Origin of the sequence: Psychrobacter sp. NPDC078501 (assembly GCF_044900935.1) — a bacterium.
Taxonomy (GTDB): Bacteria; Pseudomonadota; Gammaproteobacteria; order Pseudomonadales; family Moraxellaceae; genus Psychrobacter.
Window position 1 is genome coordinate 428,650 of record NZ_JBJDOS010000002.1, and the last position, 24,260, is coordinate 452,909.

Below are 24,260 nucleotides of genomic sequence, written 5' to 3' on the forward strand. Positions count from 1 at the left end.
AGTTTTATAGCCGTGCCCATTTTTATATGAGGTCACGGCTTTTTAAATGGGGCACATTATGTCACGCACCGCACTTTACAACCGTCATGACGCCTTGGAGCGTGCGCTACAGCTTTTTTGGCAAAAGGGCTTTCATGCCACGTCTCTAAAAGACATAGAGCAAGCGCTCGATATGCGCCCAGGCAGTATCTATGCCGCTTTCAGTAATAAAGAAGGCCTGTTTCAAGAAGCACTAGAATATTATGCGCGTCTAGGACTGACCGAGCTTGAGCGAGTGTTGAGCCATCATGAAACGCCTTTATTAGGATTGGCCGCTTATATACGTCAGCTTGGCGGGATTCGTGATAAGGCGTTACCGAGCCGAGCCTGTATGTTGGTCAAAAGCTTACTAGAGCTAGGTGCGCGTGAGCAGACAGCGTTAACCAAGGTGGAGATGCTGCTGGCAGGTATGGAGACGCGTTTTATAGAATGCTTTAGAGAAGCGCAGAATGTCGGTGAGATGGATAGTGAGCTTGATCCGGTTAGACTCGGTCGCCGCTTACAGGCAGAAGTCATGGGACTGCGTGCCTTTGCACAGCGTGACATAGAGAGCTCGACGGTACACGCCCTTGCTGAAGATATGGCCTTATCTATAGAAGCACTGCGACTAGATGATTCAGTAAATGCTTAGAGGTTCATTGCTAGGTTTCAATATGACGTATATCTCAGGCGCTTACTTGGTAGATTCGAGCTGCTTGAGGGTATGATACCCACCATGTATACGAGTGAAAATAGTAATAGCGCAGGCGGTAGCAAAGATACCAGCAAGTAGCACAAAATGCTGAGGCCAAATACAGAGAGCGATAAAAAGAGCAATGGTCTCGGTACCTTCAGTAAGACCATTAAGATAATAAAAGCTTTTATACTTAAACTGAGGCTTGTCTAATTGAAACTTTTCTGCAGAAATCGCAAAGGCCAAAAAGCTCGAACCTGTACCGATAAATGCCGCCAGTAGTAATGCACCTGCAATAGCGTTTTGCGCAGGATTGGCCAAGATAAACCCGAGTGGTACAGCTGCATAAAACAGAAAGTCGAGGGTAATATCGAGATAACCGCCTGCACTTGAGCTTTGCTGTGCATAGCGTGCCATCGCACCATCTAGCCCATCAAAAATACGATTCAATATAATCACTGCCAGTGCGCCATACCATAGCTCAAACGCGAGTAGTGGTAATGCCAACATACCAACCAAGAATCCAGCTACCGTAAGCTGATCAGCCGTAATGCCGAGCTTATGCAATGTCGCTACTATTGGAGTTAGCAGTGGCTTGATCACGGGCGTAATAAACTTGTCTAACATGCGAGCTGCCTTCTATATTTTGCTTTCTTTGTCATTTTGGTTGAGTGTTTGACTCTGATGTCCAAAATTATCGTCCTACATAAATAACTTTACCATTGGCTGCTTCGGCATCGCTTTGGTCGTGCGTGACCATAATAGCAGGCAACTTATGAGTACGAATCTGATCGAATACCAATTGCCGTGTATCCATTCTTAATTGAGTATCAAGTTTGCTAAATGGCTCATCAAGTAGTATCGCTTTGGGCTCACTCAGCAGCGTGCGTAGTAGGGCAACACGTGCTTGTTGACCACCTGATAGGTTATCAGGATGACGATCTCCCATTCCTTCTAAGCCCACTTGCGCTAAAGACTGGGTTATTTTTTCAACTCGCTGTTTTTTGTTTCCTTTTGGCATGGCAAAAGCAATATTACCCGCGACTGATAGGTGCGAAAACAGCAGTGCATCTTGATACAGCACACCAATACGGCGTAAATGCGCAGGCAGGTGAGTCACATTTTTATCGTTTAACCAGACAGTACCCGTCGCGGTAAAATCGCTCGCCAAAGTGCCTGTTAGCCAGTTCAGTAAGCTGGACTTGCCACTACCAGAAGGGCCCATCACGGTTAGGATATCGCCACCAGCGATGTGCTCATTGATACTCAATAACTGCTCGTTTTGACGAAACAGTTGTAAGTCTTTTATCTGTAGAGATGATGGCATCAGGAACCCTTTATTTACGTTTTTCATGACTAATGATTTTAGTGTTTTTAGTGGATAGTTTTTTCATAAGGGCTGTTTTCGATAGCTGATGCCTTTCACAACTGTTCTTATTCATGTCATGGTAAACCTGCTACCGTGCGCCACTTCTAAAAAAGTATTTGGGTAACATCCAAGCCAATATAAAACCGATGAGCGGTAGCGCCATTTGCATGATGGCATAGACGGCACTGGTACGCCTACTGGCACCATTTGCCAATGTCACCGCTTCTGTCGTAATAGTAGCAATACGTCCACCGCCCGCCAATAGAGTTGGCAAATACTGACCAAAGCTAATCGCTAGACCAAGAGCAATGGCAATCAAAATAGGGGCAAATAGCTGCGGCAGTTTTATCTGAAAAAACACTTTAATTGGGGCAGCACCAAGGCTTGCGGCCACATGAGCAAAACGTGAGTCTAAGCGTCGATAGCTACTGGCCAATGATAAAAATACATACGGTAGCACGAATAAAAGATGGGCGAATGCCACGTTAAAAAATTCTGATTGATGATTGGCCAACTGCTGTAACCATACTAAGCCGAATAGAAACGCAATACTTGGCACCAGTAGCGGTAAGTAAATAATAAAACTGGTGAAGTGTGACAATGGCTTAGCACTCAGTTGCTCAGCTTCCAAGCATAGCAAAGTCAGAAAAACAGCAAAGGCAGTACTGACGGCCCCAATGCTAAGCGTATTGACCAATGGTGTGCTCATTTGGGTAAAGGCACTTTGAAAGTGTAGTAGCACGAATTGCTCTGGTAGCATCGCTGGAAACCGCCAAAATCCTGCAAATGCCCATAAAACGAGGCCAGATAGTGACAGTAGCATAAAACCAATCACGCCTACAGTAAGAATGGCAGTGACTTTTTGCCAAATAGCATCTGCATAATGACGTTTGCCATTGATTGACGAAACATTGAATATTGCTTTGATCGTTTTTTCGCCACCCAGCCAAAAGACGACTAAACCTGCTGTCAGTACGAGCTGTAATAATGCGCCTGCTGATGCCTTAATACGTAGAGTAAGATCAACATCATTGAACCACTGTATGATAGAGACAGCAAGTGTTGGCGGTGTGTTAGGACCCAATATCAATGGCATCTCGACACTCGCACTGGCATAGGCCAACACGGCCAAAATCGGTAAACGTAGAAAAGGGTATAGCAGAGGCAAGACCGCCTTAAAAAAGGCAGTAATTGGGTAGTAACCCAAATTGAGAGCAACGGTATACTGTTGACGCAGTTTTTTACCAAGCTCAGGCTGAGCCAGCGCGCCCAAAGCCATTAATAGCAAAAACGGCAGCTCTTTTAGAGTTAAACCCAAGATAATGCTGATACCGTATGGATCATGCGGAAACATACCATCGGGTGCCATCTCCCAACCAGTTGGCCACGGGGAGATGAGCCGTGCAAACATACCTGATGGTGCAATCAAAAACCCAACGGCAATGGCTGCAGCTGCATGAGGAATGACCAAGATAGGACTTAATAAATGCTCAATACGCTGCAACCAAACACTGTTAAAAAATGCGGCCAATATCATCAGGGCAATAACAAAAGCAAGTAGGGTGCTGATAAGTCCTGTAGCCAGACTTAATGCAGCCATTTGCGTGATGCCAGGTGTTTGCCATAGGTCTATAAACCCTTGCAGATTCAGAGTCGTTTTTTCTAGAGCAGGAAGCCAGCTCAGGGCAGGCAACAGTACACAGATAAGGCCACAGAGTACCGGTAATATTAATATGAGAATTAAGAGTTTGGGACTAAAAGACACGATACGCGTAAACAGGTCTTTTTTCTCAAGCGTAATAGGTCTAGGGCTATCACCTTTTTCCGTTATTTTATCAAAACCTTGGCTCATGGACTCACCCCATAACGTGCTTGCCAGCCTTGCTGGATAGCCTCTACCCAACTTGGATGCGGCTCGCTTACCGTGCGTTTGACACTATCAAAGGGCAGGGCGCTTGGATGGGGCTGCTTGGTTTTGAATAATGCTTGTTGTGCAGGGCTAAGTGTAGATTGAACCAGTACGCTTTTGTCACCCCATACCGAAGGGGTTTGTTTTTTTGCTTGGGCTTCTGGACTCATCAAAAAGTTGGCTACTAATTGTGCCGCCTGAGGATGGCTAGCGTTATAAGGGATAGCAACAAAATGAGTATTGCTTAAGCTGCCGTCACTCATGGCATAGCTGCGAATGCTTTTGGGTAAGTCATAACGCTGTACAGCCGCAGGAACTTCTGGTGCTGAAAAGGTAAACGCGAGACTCAGCTCCGTATCATCGACCAAGCGCCGCATCTGCGCACCTGTCTGTACAAACTGCTCGCCATTACGCCATAAGGTTGGATGAAAGTCATCTAAAAACGCCCATAGCGGATTTAATACGAGCGCGGTGTTTTCTTTGGTGGCAGGCAAGTTGAGCTGTGCGCTAATGTCTTTACCCGTTTGAGCGTCTTGTTGTTCATGCAGCATGACTAAGACGTATTTTAAGAAACTCATACCCAAAAAATCAGGCGGCTTTGGGTAGCTAAATCGGCCAGGGTTTTGTGCTGTCCAAGTAGTCAGTTCAGTTAGCGTTGTTGGCGGTTTACTGGTCGACAGGCTGTCGTAATAGAACGTCAGAGAGGCTTGTCCCCAAGGTGCTTCCATACCGTTAGTCGGCACACCAAAGTCGAAATTTACGGTTGGATTATTGTCCGGATCAGTCAACGCAAAATTGGGCAGTTTGTTTGCCCATTGTTTAAGTAATAACGAGTTTTCACTCATGGTGGCAAAGTTAGCACCATTAATCCAGACCAAATCAACACTGCCTTGATCGACATTGTGAGCGGATTTTTCTGCGAGTACCCGACTGACTGCTTCACTGGTGTCGCTCAATTTGACATGGACTAAGTTGATATTATATTTGTCATCGACTTGATCGGCGACCCATTGTAGATAGGCGTTAATCTGTGGGTCACCGCCCCATGCATAGAAGTAAACGTCTTGATTGCTGCCTTGGGCTTCTATCTGCTGCCAAGGTGATAGGTCTTGATTAATATTGGCAGTAGTTGGCGATGCTGTGCTTGCTGATATACCAATACAAATGCTCATCACCATAGCGTAGGTGCTATGTCGCGTAAGACGTTTGAGCATCGGTAAAGTGGTAATAACGCGCATTCAAGTTTCCGTTATGATTTAAATGTTAGTAAAGCTGGTAAAGATTTCCTAGTCTGCCATGTCAAACCAAACAGATATCACAAAATCTAAACCAGCTTTATTGGAGTCTTTTAACACTTTGCTACCAATCGCGTCATTTAATGACGTTGACCAGCAAACTGTCCTTAATTAACTGATATTAACTAACCGCGACGCCAAGTATGGTATTTTTCTAACCAACTTAATACGGTCTCAGGCGCATGAGCACGTTTCCACTCACCAGCGGCGTATTTGTTGCCTTCAGCCCAAGTAGGGTAGCTATGAATGGTGCCCAATATTTTATTAAGACCCAGACCATGTTTCATGGCCAGTACAAACTCAGCGATTAGGTCGCCTGCATGTTCAGACACTACTGTAACACCCAGTATTTTGTCTTTACCTTTTGACGTGATGACTTTGATAAAACCTTTAGCAGCGCCATCTGTAATAGCACGATCCAGCTCTTCAAACTCAAAACGAGTAATCTCGTAATCGATACCTTTATCAATGGCTTCTTGCTCGTTGATACCGACTCGAGCGACTTCTGGGTCGATAAACGTAACCCAAGGAATGACACGATAATCTACTTTAAACTTCTTCAGATTGCCAAACAGCCCATTCACTGCGGCATACCAACCCTGATGGGCGGCGACATGAGTAAACTGATAAGGACCGACGATATCACCCGCGGCAAAAATATTGGGATATAACGTCTCTAAGTATTCGTTGGTCACGATGGTACGATTGGTTTCGATACCTAGCGCCTCTAAACCATAACCTTCAAGGCGTGCGCTACGACCAACGGCACAAAGTAGCTCATCATACTCGATATCAATTTCTGTTTCATTGTGTTTGACGATAATGTATTTTTTGCCATCACGTATCTCGCAGCGCATCGCTTGATGTGAGGTCAAAATATTAACACCGCTATCAGTGAGCGACTGGTGAGCAAAGGTAGACACTTCGAGGTCTTCTTTACCCATAATGCGATCGCTCATCTCAATTTGCGTCACATTAGAACCCAGTCGAGCAAAGCTTTGCGCAAGCTCGCTACCGATTGGACCACCGCCCAGTACTACTAGCTTCTTAGGGGCTTCTTCTAGCTCAGCAAACTTCGTCCATAGCGTGTCACTGGTTACGTAGCCAGTTTCTTCTATACCTGGCAGAGGCGGTACAAATGGGCGAGCGCCAGTGGCGATAACGATGGTACGTGCTGTTAGGGTTTGCATACCGCCGTCATTTAGTTGAATCTCTACTGTCCACGGGTCAACTAATTTAGCATAGCCTTTGACCACATCGACGCCCAAATTAGTATAACGTTCAACGCTATCGTGCGGAGCGATATCAGCCACTACTTGCTGTACACGTGCCATCACTTTTTTGAATGAAAACTGCGGTACAGTGTTCTCTAGACCGTAGTTTTCCCCATGACGAATTTGATCAGCGATTTTTGCGCTCTTAATGATAGCCTTACTAGGTACACAACCATAATTAAGACAATCCCCGCCCATCTCACCTACTTCAATCAGTGTAACTTTTGCTTTGACGGCAGCAGCGATGTAGCTTGTAACCAATCCACCAGCGCCTGCGCCAATCACAATCATATTGCGATCGAACTTTTTAGGTTTGGTATGGTTTTTATAAACACGGCGTTTTTTAAACATGTTCAACACTCCTTTTGCTATTAATGGGAAGAAACCTAATAAAGCAAACGAGACAATTAAGTTGAAAGATAAAATACCCGATAAGCTGTCTATCTGTGCCAGCTGTGTCCCTGCATTGACAAAGACAAAGGTCCCAGCCAGCATACCGATTTGACTGACCCAGTAATAAGTCCATGTTTTAATAGACGTCACACCCATCAATAGGTTAATCAAAAAGAATGGAAATATGGGTACCAGACGTAAGGTAAATAAATAAAACCCACCTTCTTTTTCGACGCCTGCATCAATAGCTGCCAACCGCTCAGGAAAGCGCTGTTTGATGGTGTCACGCAGTAGATATCGCGATGCCAAGAAGGCAATGGTAGCACCAATACTCGATGCAAATGAGGCAACGAGTAAGCCCTGAACCAAACCAAATAGCGCACCAGCGGCTAGCGTCAAAATCGCAGCGCCTGGTAAGGAGAGGGCAGTAACGATGACATATAGTAAGAAAAACCCACCGATAATCAATAGCGGTGACTGCGCTTTGTATTCATTAAATTGCGCCATCGACCCTTTTAAGCCATCAAGCGTCAATAATTGATTTAGGTCAAAATAAAAAAAGCTTGCCGCTAATATCAATATTAATAGTATTAAAAATATTCTTTTAATCATGGAAAATCCGGCCAAATAAGGGAGCGAAGGCTAAAATCGTAGTTATTACTCAAACAGTAGAATACTCATCATCTGAATAACTAAACTTAAGTAACAATACCTAAGTAATTATAGTTGAGTAACGTGGCGATCAAATCGAATCATCTAAATCGCCTAACTACGATAAAAAATTTAAGTCGGCAGTCTTAATAGTATATAAATTATGTCTTGCTGTCTGATATTTATACTACTTAAGCAATAAGCACTGCCACCGACATTTATACTGGAGACGTATTTTTACCCAATGTTAGGGTGTCATAGTCTCTCATTAAGAACAGCGCCAAACAGGCTGCCAGCATTGGCCATGCAGCAAAGAACAATAAGTTATCAAAAGGCGTTAGATAAAGACCAAAGGAGGCAAAAGTAGACGCGGCGTGTAGTAATAAGATAATGCCGTATGTCCATTTTTTGAATAGACCCATGACAAACGAGAAGATCAGTATGATTTGTAAGCTACCAATCAGATAAACAATAGTGATACCCAAGTTTTCTAGTGCATAGAATTTAGCAAATACATTGGCGGCATGCTCAGGATTTACGAATTTATCGAGTGTCCAGAAGAAGAATACGATGAAAACACCAAGGCGAAGAAACAATAGTGAGAGTGGTAAATGTTTTGGCATGAATTATCTCTTTTTGAGAAAAAGTAAAAGTGAATTAGAACAAATTAAGCAAATAAAACGGGCACGAGAGCACCGAACTATCAGGTAACAAACACAGGTAAAATATGAACAATGTTGAGTGATTACTCAAAAATAAACAAAGTATTATCACAAAATGTACTAAAAACGCATTGTAGTAGTTATTGAATAACTGTTCAAGTTGATTATATCCATATTCTAGCAATTATAGGGTTGGGTTACTTTCTTTAACCAAACCAGCAATGTTAGGTTAAAGAAGCCCGATTTGTGTACGTTTGATTGAGTCTATCGACACATTTAACGTTTATCTTGCGCTATAAAGATTTGCATAACCCGTATAAACGCAAAAAGCCCTTTATAGAACGTAAATCCTATAAAGGGCTTTTGAGGGGATGCTTATAACACTATAGTAAATTTGACAGCATTAGAATAATGCCTTACCACATCAAGTCATCTGGAATCACATAAGCGGCATACGGATCGTCTTCTGCCAATGTTTCCTCAGCAGTGTCGTTGGACACAACCATAAAGCCTTCCATTTTTGAATCGATACGGTCAGCTAATGGACGAGGCAGTAGCGCGTAGCTCTCTTCCAAACGTGCGATAACCACGTGACCGGCCACGATTTGATCGTAGAGTTTCTGAGTGATAGCGATTTTCTTTACTTTGGACTCATCGACAAACTGATAGCTGACCTCACCTTCTGTCTCAGTAATCTGATGCTGCTTAATCATTTGGACGATATTGGCCTTTAATGCTTTCTCTTCCAATACGCGTTGTTTTTCTTGATTAAGCTTTTGATCCTTTTCTAGCTTTTGGGCTTGCGCCTCTGCCAACGCTTTTTTTGCTTCGACGCTTTCTGAGTCACCAGTACGCTTGGCATGTTGCGTTTGCTTGCTGATTTTTTTGGCCTTTTTGCTATCAACCAATCCAGCCTTTAATAATTGAGCCTGTAGGGCATTTTTTGCCATAATCCAATCACCTAAATAACGATACCGAAATCATAAATGCTAAAAAATACATTGTAGCAAACTTTACTAGCGCATGTGGTCAGACGATGATAAGACTTTCTATATAGCTAGATATCAGCCTGCGGTAAGCCCTATACAAGGCTGACGGTAAAAAATTGCAATTATTGCAAAAGGGTCGCACACATCGCTGGATGAAGCCGTATAAATTGGTTATTATCAAATGAAGAGGTAAATTTACTTGATAAGATAATTTTTGAAAGGGTAACTATTATAAGGTAAATGAAACATACCTTAGTCGAAGAGCATAAGCCAGAGAGCATAAGCTAGAGACTATAAGTTAAAGGACATAAGCCAAAGAGCATAGCTTGTTCAGAACTAACAAGCTGTATAGGATTAAATAATTAAATTTAAGGACAGATTATGACAACATCACAGCACATTTTGGCCTGTATTGACGGCTCAGCAGTGACTGAATCAGTTTGTGACTATGCAGCGTGGTATGCCAATAAATTAAACGTACCTGTTGGATTGTTGCACGTCAGTGACATACCTGCATCGACCAGACGAGACTTATCAGGTGCTATAGGCATAAATAGCCGTCAGTTTTTATTAGAAGAGTTGTCCCAGTTGGATGAGCAAAGAGCAAAAGTCGTCAACAGCTATAGCAATGCGTTGGTACAAGATGCAAAAAGCCACCTTCAAAGCAGTTTCACTGATGTCAATGTTCGCGTTTATCAACGCCACGGCAAGTTGCTTCCTAGTATTGAGCATTTTAAAGAAGAAAATCGTGCGATTGTGATGGGACGACGCGGAGAAGATCATAAGAACAGTCGGATCAATATTGGTAGTCAGATCGAGACGGTCGCTCGTGGCTCAGATATTCCCATATTGATTTGCTCAGAGAAATTTGAAGAGCCAAGCTCTTATATGATTGCCTTTGATGGTAGTAAGACCTCTATTAAAGCGGCACGAATGGTGTCAAAAAGTCCACTATTAAAAGGTCTAAAAGGCCATATCGTGATGGTAGGCAATCATAACGACGCCGCCAAGCAAAGTATGAGCGCCGCCGCTGCACAGTTAGAAGATGCTGGGTTTGTCGTTGAAGCACATCACTTATCTGCTTCTGATGCGGTGGACGGATTGTTAAAGTTTCAGGTAGAGAACAATGTCGATATTATGGTCGTGGGTGCGTACGGACATTCGAAATGGCAACAACTGTTTCTCGGTAGTACAACGACAGAAATTATCGCTAGCACGTTATCGCCGGTCATTCTAGTGCGGTAATAACGTCATATATTTATGTTTATCGTCTAGGGCGTGTCCTCAGTTTTATATTGTGGGTACGCCCTAATCATTTAATACCTTTGGAATACTCTATGCTAATTAATGCAGATTTTTCACAACGCGCTTCATTAATCCCTGAAGCACATCAATGGATTAAGTCACCACAAAATGGTGTGGAGCGTGTCATGCTTGATCGTGTGGGTGCGGAGAAAGCTCGTGCTACCAGTCTTGTGCGTTACGCGCCAAACTCTTACTTCCCGCATCATATGCATCCAGGCGGCGAAGAGATTTTAGTATTGTCAGGCACTTTTTCTGCAGATGACACTCATTATCCAGCAGGTTGGTATCTACGTAACCCGCCGTCTTCAGGTCATCGGCCTTATAGTGAAGAAGGTGCTGTTATTTTCGTCAAGTTACGGCAAATGTCGTCTGACGAAACGCAGCACGTGGCTATCGACACTTATAATGATGCTAATTGGCAGCAACAAGGTAATCGTACTGTCTGCCCGCTTTTTTCTGATGGGGTAGAGCACGTTAGTCTACAGCGTATCGATGCAGGCGAGTTGCTATTCACCGAGACAGTCCATGGCGGTGCAGAAATATTAGTTGTAGCAGGTGAGCTAATAGAGGGTGGACAGGTATATCAGCAGGATAGTTGGATACGCCTACCGATAGATGCAAATGTACAAATAAAAGCAGGAATAGAGGGCGCAACCATATACTTAAAAACCGGCCATCTTAATCATGTGATTGGTTTAGACATTGAAGAAACTTAAATAGTACTTATTAATTGTATAGACAAAATATAAAAATAATTTGGTACTTTTAATTCTTAATTATGACGTACCAAATTATCACTTCATAAAATTAATATATTATAAGTAATACTCGTTTTTGTGTGAACTTCATCAAAAAAGATACCAAGTATCATCTTTTCCTATCTGTCTTCGAAAAATTCTAACCTTCCAAATAGCTTCTTCTAGAAAATTAGCCTAAGCGATTAAATAAAGTGATTTTAAACAGCGCTTTTGGCTAATCTTGTCTTTTTACCATCAAAAATTCTATTTATTTTTATAAGAAATGAGAATAAATATTATTTATTTCCTTGCTATCTATTTATTAAAAAATCTTAGTTTACAAAAAATATTTATTATAATTTTATTCCTTTATCAGTTTCAATCTTTATCTATGACCTTAACTACTGAAACGTACCTATACAAGTTGATTCAAGAATTATGTACTCTGTAAAAATAAGATTATATTTGTATAATAGAGTATTGTTTACAATTTAATAAAGAAACTATGTTGACCTATAAACCTAGCGTATTATTATAAAAGTAATAGCACAAAACATATCAGAATCTTAATATGAAAGGTGTTCAAGTAATTTCTGACTAAAAATGAATATTTACAGAGTCTAACGATAATTAACAAAAGTTCTATAAACTGTTTGTTAATTAGATTTTTGTTGATAGAATGCGTTATTAAGGAAGGTTGGTACTTCTTTTATAGTACAGTCATAACTTAGAGAATATTTTGTTTCTATATTCGTTTTTTTTTGAATCTAAATGATTTGTTAAATTATTTTAAACAATAAGATATATAGTAAAGTTTTTTTAATGAGAGGTTTGTAGAAGATTGTGAGAGAGCTGGCTATTTAGTCAGGATTTCAGTTAAGTTTTAGTAAAAGATAGAGAATAGTTAGCTTTATATATAAATAAATTTTTACAAGTGCAGTTAACCAAAGTTCTTTGAAAAAAATGATTTAGAAGTGTTTTTTATTATCGCCTTATGAAATATTAATATTTTATCGAACAGCTGTGTTTATATTTGGTCAAAATTAGTCAATCAAGGATGGTTTTATGAATACTATAATTGTGAAAGTTAATAATAAAGTTGAGACAGTTGCTGAGCATGCAGTGGTCTTAAAAAATGAAACGCCTACAGTGATTAAAGCTGTTAATAGAACTAATTACGAGCTGCTTGATACAACCGTTAATCGTGCACCAAATAGTGTTGTTACTAAAAGAGTAGATAAAAACCTTCATATTTCTTTTGAAAATGATGGACAGGGCCCAGACCTCATTATTGAAGGGTTTTATGATAATGCAGATAGTGCATTAATAGGTATTGCTGAAGATGGTGGCTATTACTACTATCTTCCTGATACAGGTGACGTGACAGACTATGTCACTGAACTACAAATGGGTGAAGCTTAAAGTCAATCATTAGCTGGAGATACACAAATAAATCCTTGGTGGGTTGGGGCCACAGAAGCTGAAGGTTTTGCGGCTTTACCATGGTTGTTGGGTCTAGCAGGTGTTGGTGTGGCGGCAGCGGCTTTAGGGGGCGGTGATGATAACGATAGCGCACCAGTAGACACCACCGCGCCTGATGCACCAACTGATATTTATGTTGGTAATGACGATGCCTTTATTAATGCTGCTGAGATCGATGACAATGGCAAAGTAGATGTAATTATCGGTTTACCTGATAATGCATCTGTTGGAGACATTATTACTGTTAATGGTATCAAGCAAAAATTGACTAATGATGACATCGAGAATAAAAACGTAACTGTTAAAATCAACGCACCAGCAGAAGGTGAAACGCTTGACGTAACGGCAAGTATTACAGATGTAGCTGGTAATAAGTCAGATGAGCTGTCGGAAACAGTTGGCACTGTTGATACCATTGCCCCTGGAGAACAAGAAGATGCTGATCCAGTGGCGCCTATTGTAGCCCTTTCTGATGACGAAGCTGGTGGAGTAAGTGCGTCAGAATTTGAAAATGGTGTTCAAGTTAATGTCACCTTACCAACGGGTACAGTTGCAGGCGACACTGTGACGCTGACCGTCACTCCTGATGGCGGAGTTCCGATCACTATCGACTATGAAGTGACTGAAGATGATCTTGATGCAAGTATTGGTAACGGTGTGGCCATTGTCACCATTCAAAATAATGTAGAAGATGGCATAACTGCCGATGGTGATTATAGTGTGACAGCCGTCGTGACCGATGTGGCGGGTAATAGCAGTGTGACAAGTGCGGCTGTTGACTTTACCGTTGACACTAACGAAATCATTGCAGCGGCTGATAATTTCGTTGACTTTCAACTAACAGCTACACCTTTAGAAACTGAGAATCTGACACCAAGTGATCTGAATAAAACTGGTTTTACCGTGGTTAATGTAGGTTTAGGCCCAGTATTAAATGCAGGTGTGCTTGATGATGTTATTGCCAACTCAGTGGTACTTGAAGTAGGTGAAGATCAAGTACGAGAAGTTAGAGTTCAAGGTGCAGCACTTGGAGTTCAAGTTCTGAGTACCATAGATTTGAGCTTGTACAAATTGAATGAGTCTACAAATGAATGGGAGTTACAGGAAGTAAAAGAAGACTGGGTAGTATCTTACTTATTAGGCGGCGCATTTCAAGAGACCGATTTTAGCTTGGATGAAGGAGAGTGGCTGTTTGTTATGTCTAGTGGTGAAGGTGTCTCTGCGCTCACTAATTACACCTTAAACTTTCTCTCTGATACTGTTTTGGACTATTCTCAAGCAACAGCGGTCAGCGGCTCTATTACAGGGAATGTGCTAGACGATGTCGATGCAAGCTTTGGTTATGATGAACTACCGACGAATGCGACGGTTACCTCAATTACGTCGGTCAATGGTGAAAAACCGCTCGTAGAAGGTGAGGAGACTATTCAAGGAGAATACGGTACGCTGACAATATTCTCTGATGGCAGTTATGAGTATGAAGTGGATAGCAGTTTCCGTGGTCCGTATGGCAGCGAGGATAGCTTTACCTATACTGTGACATCACCTGATGGTAATAGCTCTTCTGCAGATCTTACTATTCAATTGAATATCTTACCGGTTGATAATCAAGTTAAAATAGATGAGAGCCTTGTAGTAGATATTGTGCCAAGCGTTGTCTTTGATACGACAGATTCTACGATCGTCGATGCATCAGGGTTTAGTATTGCTAATATAGGAATACTAGGGCCAATTCTTGATGCAGCTGCTTTAAGTGGTTCGGGCGTCATGCAATTCACTGTCGGTGATAACCAAGTACGTGAATTGACCTTTGAAGGTACAGGTTTTGGATTGCTTTCATTAGCTGTTGATTACGATCTGATTGTTTATAGACAGGACGAGTCAACAGGCAATTTCGTTCAAGTGCATCTAGAAGACGACTGGTTTAGAGCACCTGTAGCTGGTGGCAGGACCTCTGACCCATTAGAGTTACAGTTTGGCGAAGGCAATTATAGAGCCATATTGATTGCTGGTGACGGTATAGGTGTAGCTGGTGGCACTGTACTGAAGGTTACTGCGGATAAACTCCTTGACTACAATGATCCCTCTACTTTTACTGGTTCGATCGCTGGCAAAGATGCAACTGACGATGCAGGCATTGTATTACTTAAAGTGGACGATCAGATAATGGAGTCAAACGAACCTACGGTCGTGCAAGGTGAGGATGGCAGCTTAACAATTAATATTGATGGCACCTACGATTATACTGTCGCAAAACCTACTGATGCAGGTCCTGACTGGGTGCCGCCTTATGGAGAAGTAGAATCTTTCAATCTAGTGACTAAAGATGCAAATGGTGTGGTCGCTGTTGCCACATTGAATATCAAAATCAGCACTCATACTGCGGTTGATGATTTCAATAACGTCACAGTGCAGGAAAGTAATGTCATCTCGACAATTAAGTATGAAGAAGAGGATGGTTTATTTACTAGTATTAATAACCCTTATTCTAAAACATTCACAGTTGCTGAACATGATGCCGCTGCTCCTGTTGAGGTGGAGGCGACCGCAAGTTCCCTTAATGCTCTTGGTTCTAAGATAACTATTAAATATACTTTATTGAATACTACAACTAACGAGCTCTTTACTGAGTCAGTAGAAGGTGGAACGACAAATGCATCATTGAGTTCTTCATTACCTGATTTGCCAGCAGGTGATTATGTGCTTACGATCACTACTAGCAGAGGTAGCCTGCAGAGTATAGATTTTAATGCCACAGTTATTCATTCAGAAGATTATACATCTACAGTGGTCTCTGCTGTTACTGGTTCCTTGATTGATGGTAATGACAATGATCAAGGGCGGGACAATATTAGTACGCTAAAAGTGGGTGGTAAGTCTGTATTCGTTAGTGATCCAAATCAAGGTGCAGAATCGATTGATATCGAAGGCTTGTATGGCACCTTGACAGTTAATAAAAATGGTAGCTATAGCTACTTACCAAACGGCGAAAGTTTTGGAGTTGAACGCTTTACCTACGAGACGACTTCTGTGACTGGCGGTAAAGAAACCGCTACCCTAGAGCTCAATGTTGGTAAAGGCATCACCGCCACTGAGTTTGATGATATTGCGGTTAGTTCTGCTGCAGATGACAGTTTTGTCATGGGCATAGGAGCCGACACTTTAGTCTTTGATAAATTAAATGGTATAAATGGCGGTAATGGTAATAACGGTGTTGATACTTGGAGCGACTTCAACGCTCAACAAGGCGATCAGATTGATATTACTGGCTTGCTTGACGGTAACCAAACGCTAGGTAATATCGGTAACTACCTGAAATATGAGAATGGTATTCTCATGGTAGATCGTAATGGTAACTCTGAGTTTGAAGAGATGTTGGAAGTAGATGCAACCGATCTTGATGATTTGTTGGGTAGCATTAACTGGGGAGCAGAAGCTGGTGGTAGAGTCAATTTGATTGGAACGAGCGGTGATGACGTCGTTGATATTGCCTATAATATCTCTGATGTGTCATTGATCAATCTAGGAGATGGCTTCGATACTATCAACCTAACCGGATCAGGCCAGACGCTAAGTCTATCTGATATCTTCCAAACGGAGGCGCTCGATATTGGCGGTACAGGTGCCAATACACTGCTAGTTCAAGCAGCAGATGTTATCAACGCAGGAACCACGAATCCTATCTATGTAAGAGGGGGCAGTGATGATACAGTAGATTTGGGTAGTAATGGCAATGATCTTAGTGATGTAGGTGGTACTTGGTCAAACGTCGGAGCTGCCCCTGATACTGGATACGATGTATGGCAATTAGGGAATGATACCTCTAAGCAAATTTATATTGATACGGATATCACTGTTATTTAATACTGGCTGATCAAAGTTTGACATAAGAAACGCTTCCAAAATGGAGGCGTTTTTTGCACTATCTATTTAATGAATTATACATATGAAATATAGATAATTAACCTAAAAAATTCTAGAGCATACAACTAAAAGAGAGATTCTGTCACAGCAGAATTTGGACGATACGCTATGCATTTTATTCAACTAATTGCTATTTCATATTGTTTATCTTGAAGTTGCAAAATGCATTTTATGAGCAGTTTTACTATCATTTATCTTATATTTTAAGGTTATGATTTACTCAAGACATTTTATGTTGAGTATTACACTATTTACGATGACTAAATAAACTTCCGTTATGCACAGTTCTACTCCGTAGAGTACATTAGACTTTATTTAAATTATTATCTTATTGCCTTATAAGGTAAGTTTTAGTAAGGTTTAGTGCATAAAAGATCAACATTTATTCAAAAAACATTCATAGAGCTGATCGCTGAAAACTAATATGAAAAATTCGTCAAATCGTAAGCAGTTACTTCGTAGTATTTCAGTGCGCCATTTTATGACCGCTTTGGCGACTGGTATATGTTTTACAGTGACTTCACACGCAGCAGTAGCAGATTTCCAAATCAATAGCCTAGTGGCGCAAGCAATTCAAACGCACCCTTTAGTAGGGTCGGCTCGAGCGAGTCAACAAGCAACTACCGAGGGAATTAATGCGGCCAAATTAAATCTTTTACCAACACCAAGCGTAAGCTCAGGTTACGATAGAGACAATGACTTTGTCTCAGAGGTGACTATTCGCCAGCCCTTATGGACAGGGGGTAAGCTCACCGCAGATGTCAATCAAGCCATATTCGATGATAAAGCTGCTGTAGAGTATATCTATGAGCAGCAAAACCTAGTGGCCAAAACAACAATTGATGCTTGGCAAAGCTATATCCAAGCCGTCGCTACGCAAAGTGTCCATGTAGAGAATTTAAAAGAGCTGAATGATTTTGAAGCCATGATGCAGCGTCGCGTTGGTCAAGGTGTATCGGCTCGTATTGAGCTTGATCTGGTGACTAACCGTATCCTACAAGAGCAAACATCTTATCAAGCGGCAGTTGAGCAGCAACGTATCGCCGCTGCTAGGCTAGAACAAATCATTGGTCAACCACTGTCTCAGATGAGTGTCACGAGCATACCAAACCTTAAGGTATTGGTAAATCAAGCCAAGCAGCAATCCGTTGACTTTGAAAGAATGGCATTCGATAGAGCTGGCTTTTACAATCCTACCGTCGTCAAAGAACACTTCCAGATTGAGTCCGCTAAGCAAGGTGTCGAAGCACAGCAAGCGGCTCGTTACCCAACCATTTATGCCCAATATGAGCATGCTTACTATCATGAAGATAACGAAAACGATGGTAAGTTCTCAGTGGGATTGAGCTATGCACCAGGCGCTGGATTTTCCAATTTTGCGCTAGCACGAGCCTCACAGGCAGAGGTCAATAGCCTAGTACAAAACCAAGAAGCCGCACGCCGTAATGTCATCGAGAACATTCAAGTACAATACCAGCAGTTTGTCAGTGCCAAAGACAGGGAAACCTCGTTGGTTGCTGCTGTAGCAGGGGCGCAGATTGTGGTCAGCTCTTATCGTCGGCAATTCATCGCAGGACGCAAGTCATGGCTTGAAGTACTAAACGCTGTCCGTGAGCATAACGATTATCAAGTCCAGCTGGTACAAACTCGCGCAGAAATGTTGGGTGCATTTTACAGTCTACAAGTAGATTTTGGCATCATGCAGTGGCAGCAGTTTTCTCATAATCGCGACCCAGTGACTTTGTTTAGCCCAGCAAATTCTGTCAAGCAATGGCTCAATAAACAAGACAAAAACAACACTAGTAGTCATTTCGGTTATGGAAACAATTCAGCAGAAGAATATATCGATATTAAGCTGCCCGCGACGGCAGAGCAAAGTTTGAACAATGGTGAGTATCTCATGTTAAATGATGATTACAGTATTACGCCGATAACTGATCAAGAGAATATGACAAATAAGTAAATCAGAAAGTCATATAAATAGGCGTAAATTATCCTACATACGCAACCATCTAAAATATTAAATAAGCGATTAATATGAGTGCACAATTACAAAAGACATCGTCTCAGTCTGTTGACCACCATGAGCTGCAACACTCAGAGCAGGTTGATCTGACCGAAACGCTGACTGATGCGATTAAGCATTTACTCGGACAGCAAGGCTATCCAGTAGACAATATACGGCTCCATGATGTCGTCAAACGTCATAGTGAGCAGTCGGACAGACAAGGTCAAAGTATTCATGAGTTAGGCGGTGTCATTGCAGTATTACAAGGCATTGGCATAACCGATACACCAGAAATACTAGAGCAACCTGATGCCGCTTTTTTGCCCTTACTAGCGTATCGAACGGATTTAGGTTGGGGTGTGATTGATAGCCAAACGCCGCAAAAAAGCTGGAACTTTAGACAAGCAAACCAGCAGGTACATACGCGTGCCGAAGAGTTGACCTTGGTCATGCGTATTCGTCTAAAAGAAGATCATATTAAACAGCGGAAAGCCTCATTTTCTGATCTGTTAAAGTCTGATTTGGGTAATTATAAAGGTATTTTAGCTGAAGCCGTTATCGCCACTTTCCTGATTAACATGTTGGCATTAGCCGTTTCTCTATTTTCTATGCAGGTTTATGACCGTGTCATACCAACGCGTAGTGAATACACGCTAATCATTTTAGCCAGTGGCGTCTTCTTAGTGATCATGTTTGAAGCATTCATGAAGTTTTCGCGCTCAAGAATCATGGATAAGGTCGTCGTCGGTCTAGACCAGTATCTATCTCGAGAAGTATTCCAACGTCTACTCAAAGTACGTATCGACCAAATGCCGGGGTCAGTTGGCTCTATGGCAGCACAATTACGTGGTTATGAGCAGGTACGTAGCTTTTTTACGGCGAGCACGCTTTTTGGTTTAGTCGATTTGCCAATGACCATTATTTTTATCAGCTTAGTGGCTTTTATTGGCTCACCATTAGTCGCTGTTGTGCCAGTAATAGCGGCAGTAATTGCAATTACGATGGGGCTAATTGCACGCAAACGCATCGATGCCATTGCATCAGAGGGCGCGACTGCTTCTTATTATAAGACAGGTCTGTTAGTAGAAGCTGTGGAAGGCGTCGAGACAATAAAAGCTGGGGCAGGCAGCTGGAAGTTTCTCTCGCGTTGGTTGGACGTGATGGATGTCACCATCAAAAACGACTTGGATATGAAGCATGCCAATGACAACTTAACGTATTTTACGCAGATGCTACAGCAAGTAAGCTACGTTGGTATCGTGATAGTCGGGTCATTTGTCGTTATGCAAGGTGATATGACAATGGGCGGACTGATTGCCTGCTCGATACTTGGTGGTAGAGTGTTGGCGCCTGTTATGGCGATACCCAATCTGCTAGTACAGTATGCTCATGCCAAAGCCGCCAAAATGAATATCGAGAGTCTGTTTGCACTAGAGCAAGACAACCAAGGCGTTGCATATCCATTATCGCCTACGCATATAAAAGGCGCGTATCAGTGCGATGGATTGTCGTTCAATTACCAAGGCAACGATCGACCAGCCATTACGGTTCCGCAACTATCGATTAAACCAGGAGAGCGTATAGCGATACTTGGGCCTATTGGCTCAGGTAAATCTACCTTGCTTAAGGTGCTAGCAGGACTGTATGCACCAACGGAAGGACGCGTGTTGTTAGACGGACTTGATATACATCAGATCAGCCGTGAGACACTTAGTGAGCGCTTGGGTTATCTGCAACAAGATCATCGATTGTTCCAAGGAACCCTGCGTGAGAACCTATTAATCGGTATGGCAGCGCCCAATGATGATGTCCTTCAAGAGACTTTAAACAGGACAGGGTTAATCAACTTAGTATCCAGTCATTCAAGTGGTCTTGACCTACCGATCAGTGAAGGCGGTAAAGGCCTATCAGGTGGACAAAAGCAACTGGTGGCATTTACCCGTTTGCTGCTGACTAAGCCAGATGTGTTTTTGCTAGACGAGCCAACGGCTTCCATGGATAATCGACAAGAGCAGCGCTGTCTACAAGTGCTACGTCAGGAGTTGACGAAAGGGCAAACATTTATTGTTTCGACCCACAAGACAGCATTGCTAGACTTGGTAGATCGGCTGATCATTATGGATAACCAGCGTATTATTATCGATGGTCCAAAACAAGCTGTACTTGATGAGCTCAGAAAAAACGATCAAGCAAAAAATAAAACCACCGTGCAGCAAAAAGGTAAAATAGTTAACAAAGCCAATCAACCGTCAAAAGAAGGTGCCGACGAAAATAAGCCTGCTACCTCTAGAGTTAGAAATATCAGTGTAAAACCCATCAGTGCTCAACATTCAACAGACGATCAAGGGAAGTAGGCATGTCAGAGTATAAGTACACATCCACTAAACCACAGGTTAATCGTTCAAGGTTGAGTATTTGGATAGCATTAATCGGGATCGTCACTTTAATTGTCTGGGCCTCATTTGCCAAGATTGACCAAGTGACCCGTGCGCAAGCAACGGTAATCGCCAGTGCTCGAACGCAAGAAATCCAAGCGTCAGAAGGCGGCGTATTGACTCAGCTGGCTGTCACAGAAGGTGAAGAGGTTAAGGCAGGTCAATTATTGGTAGTGTTGGAGGAAGAGCGTGCTAAAGCAGCTGTTGATAATTCCGCTTCTAAAACAGCTGCATTGACTGCTAAGTTAGCAAGACTAAATGCTGAGATTTTTGAAAAACCGTTGGTATTTCCTAAAGGGGTACAGGACTATCCTGAGTACGTGCAAAACCAAAGGGCGCTATACAACAGACGTCGTCAAGCTATCAACGAGGAAGTCTCTTCTCTTGAGAAAATGCTAGTGCTGGCACGTCAAGAATTGCGTATGAATGAGCCTTTATTAAAATATGGCGATGTCAGTCAAGCTGATGTCATCAAACTCAGTCGCCAAGTTGCTGATATCGAAGCGCAGATTAATAACAAGCGCAATAAGTACTTTGAAGAAGCACAGGCTGAAATGACAAAGGCTCAAGAAGAGTTAGATACAGAGCTTGAGCAATTGCGAGATCGGGCACAAGTACTTGAAGAGAAACGCTTAATGGCGCCCACAGAAGGTAAAATTAAGAACATCAACGTGACCACTATTGGCGGTGTTGTTAAGCCAGGCGAGGTCATTATGCAGATTTTACCGACCAGTAGTGACTTGGTTATAGATGCCAAGGTCAGTCCTGCTGATATTGCTTATGTCAAAGAAGGTCAAGAAGCGACGGTTAAGCTCGATGCTTATGATTACTCTATCTTTGGAGCCATGAAAGGGACGGTCAATTATATCAGTCCAGACACGCTAATGGAGCAAACACCTAAAGGCGAAGAGCCTTACTACCGTGTATTAATTGTGATTAATGGTGCTGAATTTAAAGGGCGCGGTGATGAGATTGTCATCAAACCTGGTATGACAGCTTCTGTCGATATTAAAGCGATGGAACGTACGGTATTGTCTTATTTAACTAAGCCAATTACCAAAACCTTATCAGAAGGTTTGGGTGAGCGCTAATAGTTTAATATTGAGTGTTTATTGATAAGATAATAAAAACCCCAGTTAATCGCTGGGGTTTTTTTATGTAGAGGTATTGAGTCTAATTGTGCTACTACTCATAACTCTTATAGTCTTAGTTAGAGTTTTCAGGAAGTCTTTGGCTATTCGCCTCATTTCTTAACTGTTGTTGCTCATCAATTTTCTGCTGGTTACGCTTTTTGACTTCGTTGATAGCGGCACTCAATTGATCGTTTATCGCTTCCACTTCAGATTTTGCTGAAAGATAGTCTTTATCTATTTTGACGTTACTTTTTTGAGCAGGAACGTCTATATCCAATAAGCTTGCATTGTTTCTAATCTCTTCCAATTTATCATCAGTGTTCGCAACTATAGACTGGGTATTGCTATCGGTTTGGGCATTTGGCGTCTCTTCCTTTTGCAAAGGAGTTTTGTTTGCTTGCACTGATTCTATCGATATAGAAGCTGGTTTTTTGGGTTTATCATCGACGTTGTTGGTCGCTGGAGAAGAGGGTGCTTTTCTGCTTTCTACGTTGGTTATTTGCTCATCATTACTTGCTAGCTGAGATGCTTCAGACTTATCACCAATCTCAGATTTTTTATTGACCGTGTCTTCTACATTGTCGTTAGTGTCATTAGATGTCTTAGTGCTGGTGACAGTAGTGGTATAGACCTTTTCAGGTAGATCTACATTGTTGATAGCAATAGGTTCAGTCGAGTTCGTTTGGCTATCCGCTACTTCTACTGAATCCGTCTGATGAGTGTTGAGATAGAAAACAAAGAAAACCCCAACGTGTACTAATACTGCAAGACACAATGCCCAAAACCATTTTTCACGGAACTTCATCATTATATGGCTTTACCTTTATCATATTAGTACACGTGCGATACACCTTGAGGTTATCAAATAATTGGGATTGTTGGTAGAGAGAAGAGGCTAAGCCTGTTCAATATTATCTTTAATTTCAGAGTCTCTATTTCCAGAGTCGTTGTTCTCAAGGTCATTGGTCTCAAATTCATTGCTCTCAAAGTCAGCCAGCATCTCTGTGATTAGCTGATCTTTTTGATGCCATATTTGCTCTACCCAATCAAACATCTGCGCTTTTATCGCTTCATCTGTTTCATAACCGCCGTTTTTGATCGCAGTAAACAGGTCTTTGGGTATCTCAATATGTCGCACATCGACGCCTAAACGTTTGATATTGCCTTTCCATAGATCGCTATAAGTGGGTACACCATCAGGGTAGATAATCGTCATGTCCAAAATCCCATCAATCTCTTCCCCTAAGGCACTCATAGCCAGTGATAACCCGCCAGCGCGTGGTTTAAGTAAATGCGTATAAGGGGATTCTTGTTTATCATGTTTGCTAGGGGTGAAGCGAGTCCCTTCTAGATAGTTCAATAGCGTAAAAGGCTTGTCCTTGAGCAACGCACACGCTCGTTTCGCTTCTTCGATATCCTTACCCTTTAGTGCAGGGTTTTTAGCGATGGCTTCTTTTGAATGTCGACGCATCATAGGAAAGTCGAGAAAGTAGAAAGCCTGACCAATGACAGGGATGTATATGAGCTCAAACTTGGTAAAAAAGCGCGTCAGTGGCAAACGTTTTTCGCTGATATATTGCACGATACTGGTATCAACCCATGACTGATGATTGCTCACCAGTAGATACTTACCGTTGGTATGCACATCATCAGGTAAGTTAATGCGCCAGTCTTTGCTTGGTAATACGTTATCGATCAATGCATTGTTGCTATTGATCCAATAGTTCGTCACGTCGATAACGGCTTTGTCAGCGATGGCAGCACCGGTGATGGCCTTGGTAGCACCCATTACCCAGACAGGCAGGCCAGCTAACATGCTATTAAAAGTGATAACGCTGGTTGCCGTCGTTAGTGAAGCAGCTTTGCCTAATTTTGGAGCGCGTTCATGTAGTTTTTGAACGATTGATTTCAATCGCATATCGAATCCTTTTACTCATACCTATGATGAGATATTGATAATGTTGCTGCATGATTTTAGCAGA

General features: G+C 42.1%; 17 protein-coding genes. 8 read left to right on the forward strand and 9 right to left on the reverse strand.

The genetic code is table 11. The features are described 5' to 3' along the window. Window positions 1-58 precede the first annotated feature (58 nt). Complete coding sequence (locus ACI2IW_RS04785) at window positions 59-670, forward strand: TetR/AcrR family transcriptional regulator (protein ID WP_404692834.1); 612 nt, start codon at window positions 59-61, stop codon at window positions 668-670. A gap of 42 nt (window positions 671-712) precedes the next feature. Here the strand turns inward: ACI2IW_RS04785 and ACI2IW_RS04790 are convergent, their stop codons facing one another. The 7 genes from ACI2IW_RS04790 to ACI2IW_RS04820 form a co-directional block, all read right to left on the reverse strand. Next, window positions 713-1,339: a CDP-alcohol phosphatidyltransferase family protein gene (locus ACI2IW_RS04790; RefSeq protein WP_296211799.1), complete on the reverse strand. Its 627-nt coding sequence runs from the start codon at window positions 1,337-1,339 to the stop codon at window positions 713-715. 67 nt (window positions 1,340-1,406) lie between these two features. After that, complete coding sequence (locus tag ACI2IW_RS04795; protein ID WP_404692835.1) at window positions 1,407-2,039, reverse strand: ATP-binding cassette domain-containing protein; 633 nt, start codon at window positions 2,037-2,039, stop codon at window positions 1,407-1,409. A gap of 130 nt (window positions 2,040-2,169) precedes the next feature. Further along, complete coding sequence (locus ACI2IW_RS04800) at window positions 2,170-3,933, reverse strand: ABC transporter permease (RefSeq protein WP_404692836.1); 1,764 nt, start codon at window positions 3,931-3,933, stop codon at window positions 2,170-2,172. Further along, complete coding sequence (locus ACI2IW_RS04805; RefSeq protein ID WP_404692837.1) at window positions 3,930-5,228, reverse strand: ABC transporter substrate-binding protein; 1,299 nt, start codon at window positions 5,226-5,228, stop codon at window positions 3,930-3,932. Before ACI2IW_RS04805 ends, ACI2IW_RS04800 begins: the two co-directional genes overlap by 4 nt. Before the next feature lie 182 nt (window positions 5,229-5,410). Next, complete coding sequence (locus ACI2IW_RS04810; protein ID WP_404692838.1) at window positions 5,411-7,564, reverse strand: FAD-dependent oxidoreductase; 2,154 nt, start codon at window positions 7,562-7,564, stop codon at window positions 5,411-5,413. 257 nt (window positions 7,565-7,821) lie between these two features. Then, on the reverse strand, window positions 7,822-8,226 hold the full coding sequence (locus ACI2IW_RS04815) for a hypothetical protein (RefSeq protein WP_102078490.1): 405 nt from the start codon (window positions 8,224-8,226) through the stop codon (window positions 7,822-7,824). A 455-nt stretch (window positions 8,227-8,681) separates the two neighbouring features. Further along, the gene (locus ACI2IW_RS04820; protein WP_341609443.1) at window positions 8,682-9,215 is read right to left on the reverse strand and encodes a DUF2058 domain-containing protein; all 534 of its coding nucleotides are present in this window, start codon (window positions 9,213-9,215) and stop codon (window positions 8,682-8,684) included. Between the two features lie 420 nt (window positions 9,216-9,635). Between ACI2IW_RS04820 and ACI2IW_RS04825 the strand changes: the two genes are divergently transcribed. The 7 genes from ACI2IW_RS04825 (at window position 9,636) to ACI2IW_RS04855 (ending at window position 22,236) form a co-directional block, all read left to right on the forward strand. Beyond that, window positions 9,636-10,499, forward strand: coding sequence for a universal stress protein (locus ACI2IW_RS04825; protein ID WP_404692839.1), 864 nt, complete (start codon window positions 9,636-9,638; stop codon window positions 10,497-10,499). Between the two features lie 92 nt (window positions 10,500-10,591). Beyond that, the gene (locus ACI2IW_RS04830) at window positions 10,592-11,275 is read left to right on the forward strand and encodes a cupin domain-containing protein (protein WP_404692840.1); all 684 of its coding nucleotides are present in this window, start codon (window positions 10,592-10,594) and stop codon (window positions 11,273-11,275) included. Between the two features lie 1,086 nt (window positions 11,276-12,361). Continuing rightward, on the forward strand, window positions 12,362-12,718 hold the full coding sequence (locus ACI2IW_RS04835; protein ID WP_404692841.1) for a hypothetical protein: 357 nt from the start codon (window positions 12,362-12,364) through the stop codon (window positions 12,716-12,718). Between the two features lie 84 nt (window positions 12,719-12,802). Further along, a complete protein-coding gene (locus ACI2IW_RS04840; RefSeq protein ID WP_404692842.1) occupies window positions 12,803-16,642 on the forward strand; it encodes a BapA/Bap/LapF family large adhesin in 3,840 nt (1,279 codons plus the stop codon). A 484-nt stretch (window positions 16,643-17,126) separates the two neighbouring features. Beyond that, complete coding sequence (locus ACI2IW_RS04845; protein ID WP_404692843.1) at window positions 17,127-18,665, forward strand: TolC family protein; 1,539 nt, start codon at window positions 17,127-17,129, stop codon at window positions 18,663-18,665. 74 nt (window positions 18,666-18,739) lie between these two features. Continuing rightward, window positions 18,740-21,064 carry a type I secretion system permease/ATPase gene (locus ACI2IW_RS04850; RefSeq protein WP_404692844.1) on the forward strand — a complete coding sequence of 775 codons (2,325 nt, stop codon included), beginning with the start codon at window positions 18,740-18,742 and terminating at the stop codon, window positions 21,062-21,064. 2 nt (window positions 21,065-21,066) lie between these two features. Further along, the gene (locus ACI2IW_RS04855) at window positions 21,067-22,236 is read left to right on the forward strand and encodes an HlyD family efflux transporter periplasmic adaptor subunit (RefSeq protein ID WP_404692845.1); all 1,170 of its coding nucleotides are present in this window, start codon (window positions 21,067-21,069) and stop codon (window positions 22,234-22,236) included. A 115-nt stretch (window positions 22,237-22,351) separates the two neighbouring features. Here the strand turns inward: ACI2IW_RS04855 and ACI2IW_RS04860 are convergent, their stop codons facing one another. Together ACI2IW_RS04860 and ACI2IW_RS04865 are read right to left on the reverse strand one after the other, a co-directional pair. Continuing rightward, window positions 22,352-23,086 carry a hypothetical protein gene (locus ACI2IW_RS04860; RefSeq protein ID WP_404692846.1) on the reverse strand — a complete coding sequence of 245 codons (735 nt, stop codon included), beginning with the start codon at window positions 23,084-23,086 and terminating at the stop codon, window positions 22,352-22,354. A gap of 87 nt (window positions 23,087-23,173) precedes the next feature. Continuing rightward, window positions 23,174-24,196 carry an acyltransferase gene (locus ACI2IW_RS04865; RefSeq protein WP_404692847.1) on the reverse strand — a complete coding sequence of 341 codons (1,023 nt, stop codon included), beginning with the start codon at window positions 24,194-24,196 and terminating at the stop codon, window positions 23,174-23,176. Window positions 24,197-24,260: the final 64 nt, after the last annotated feature.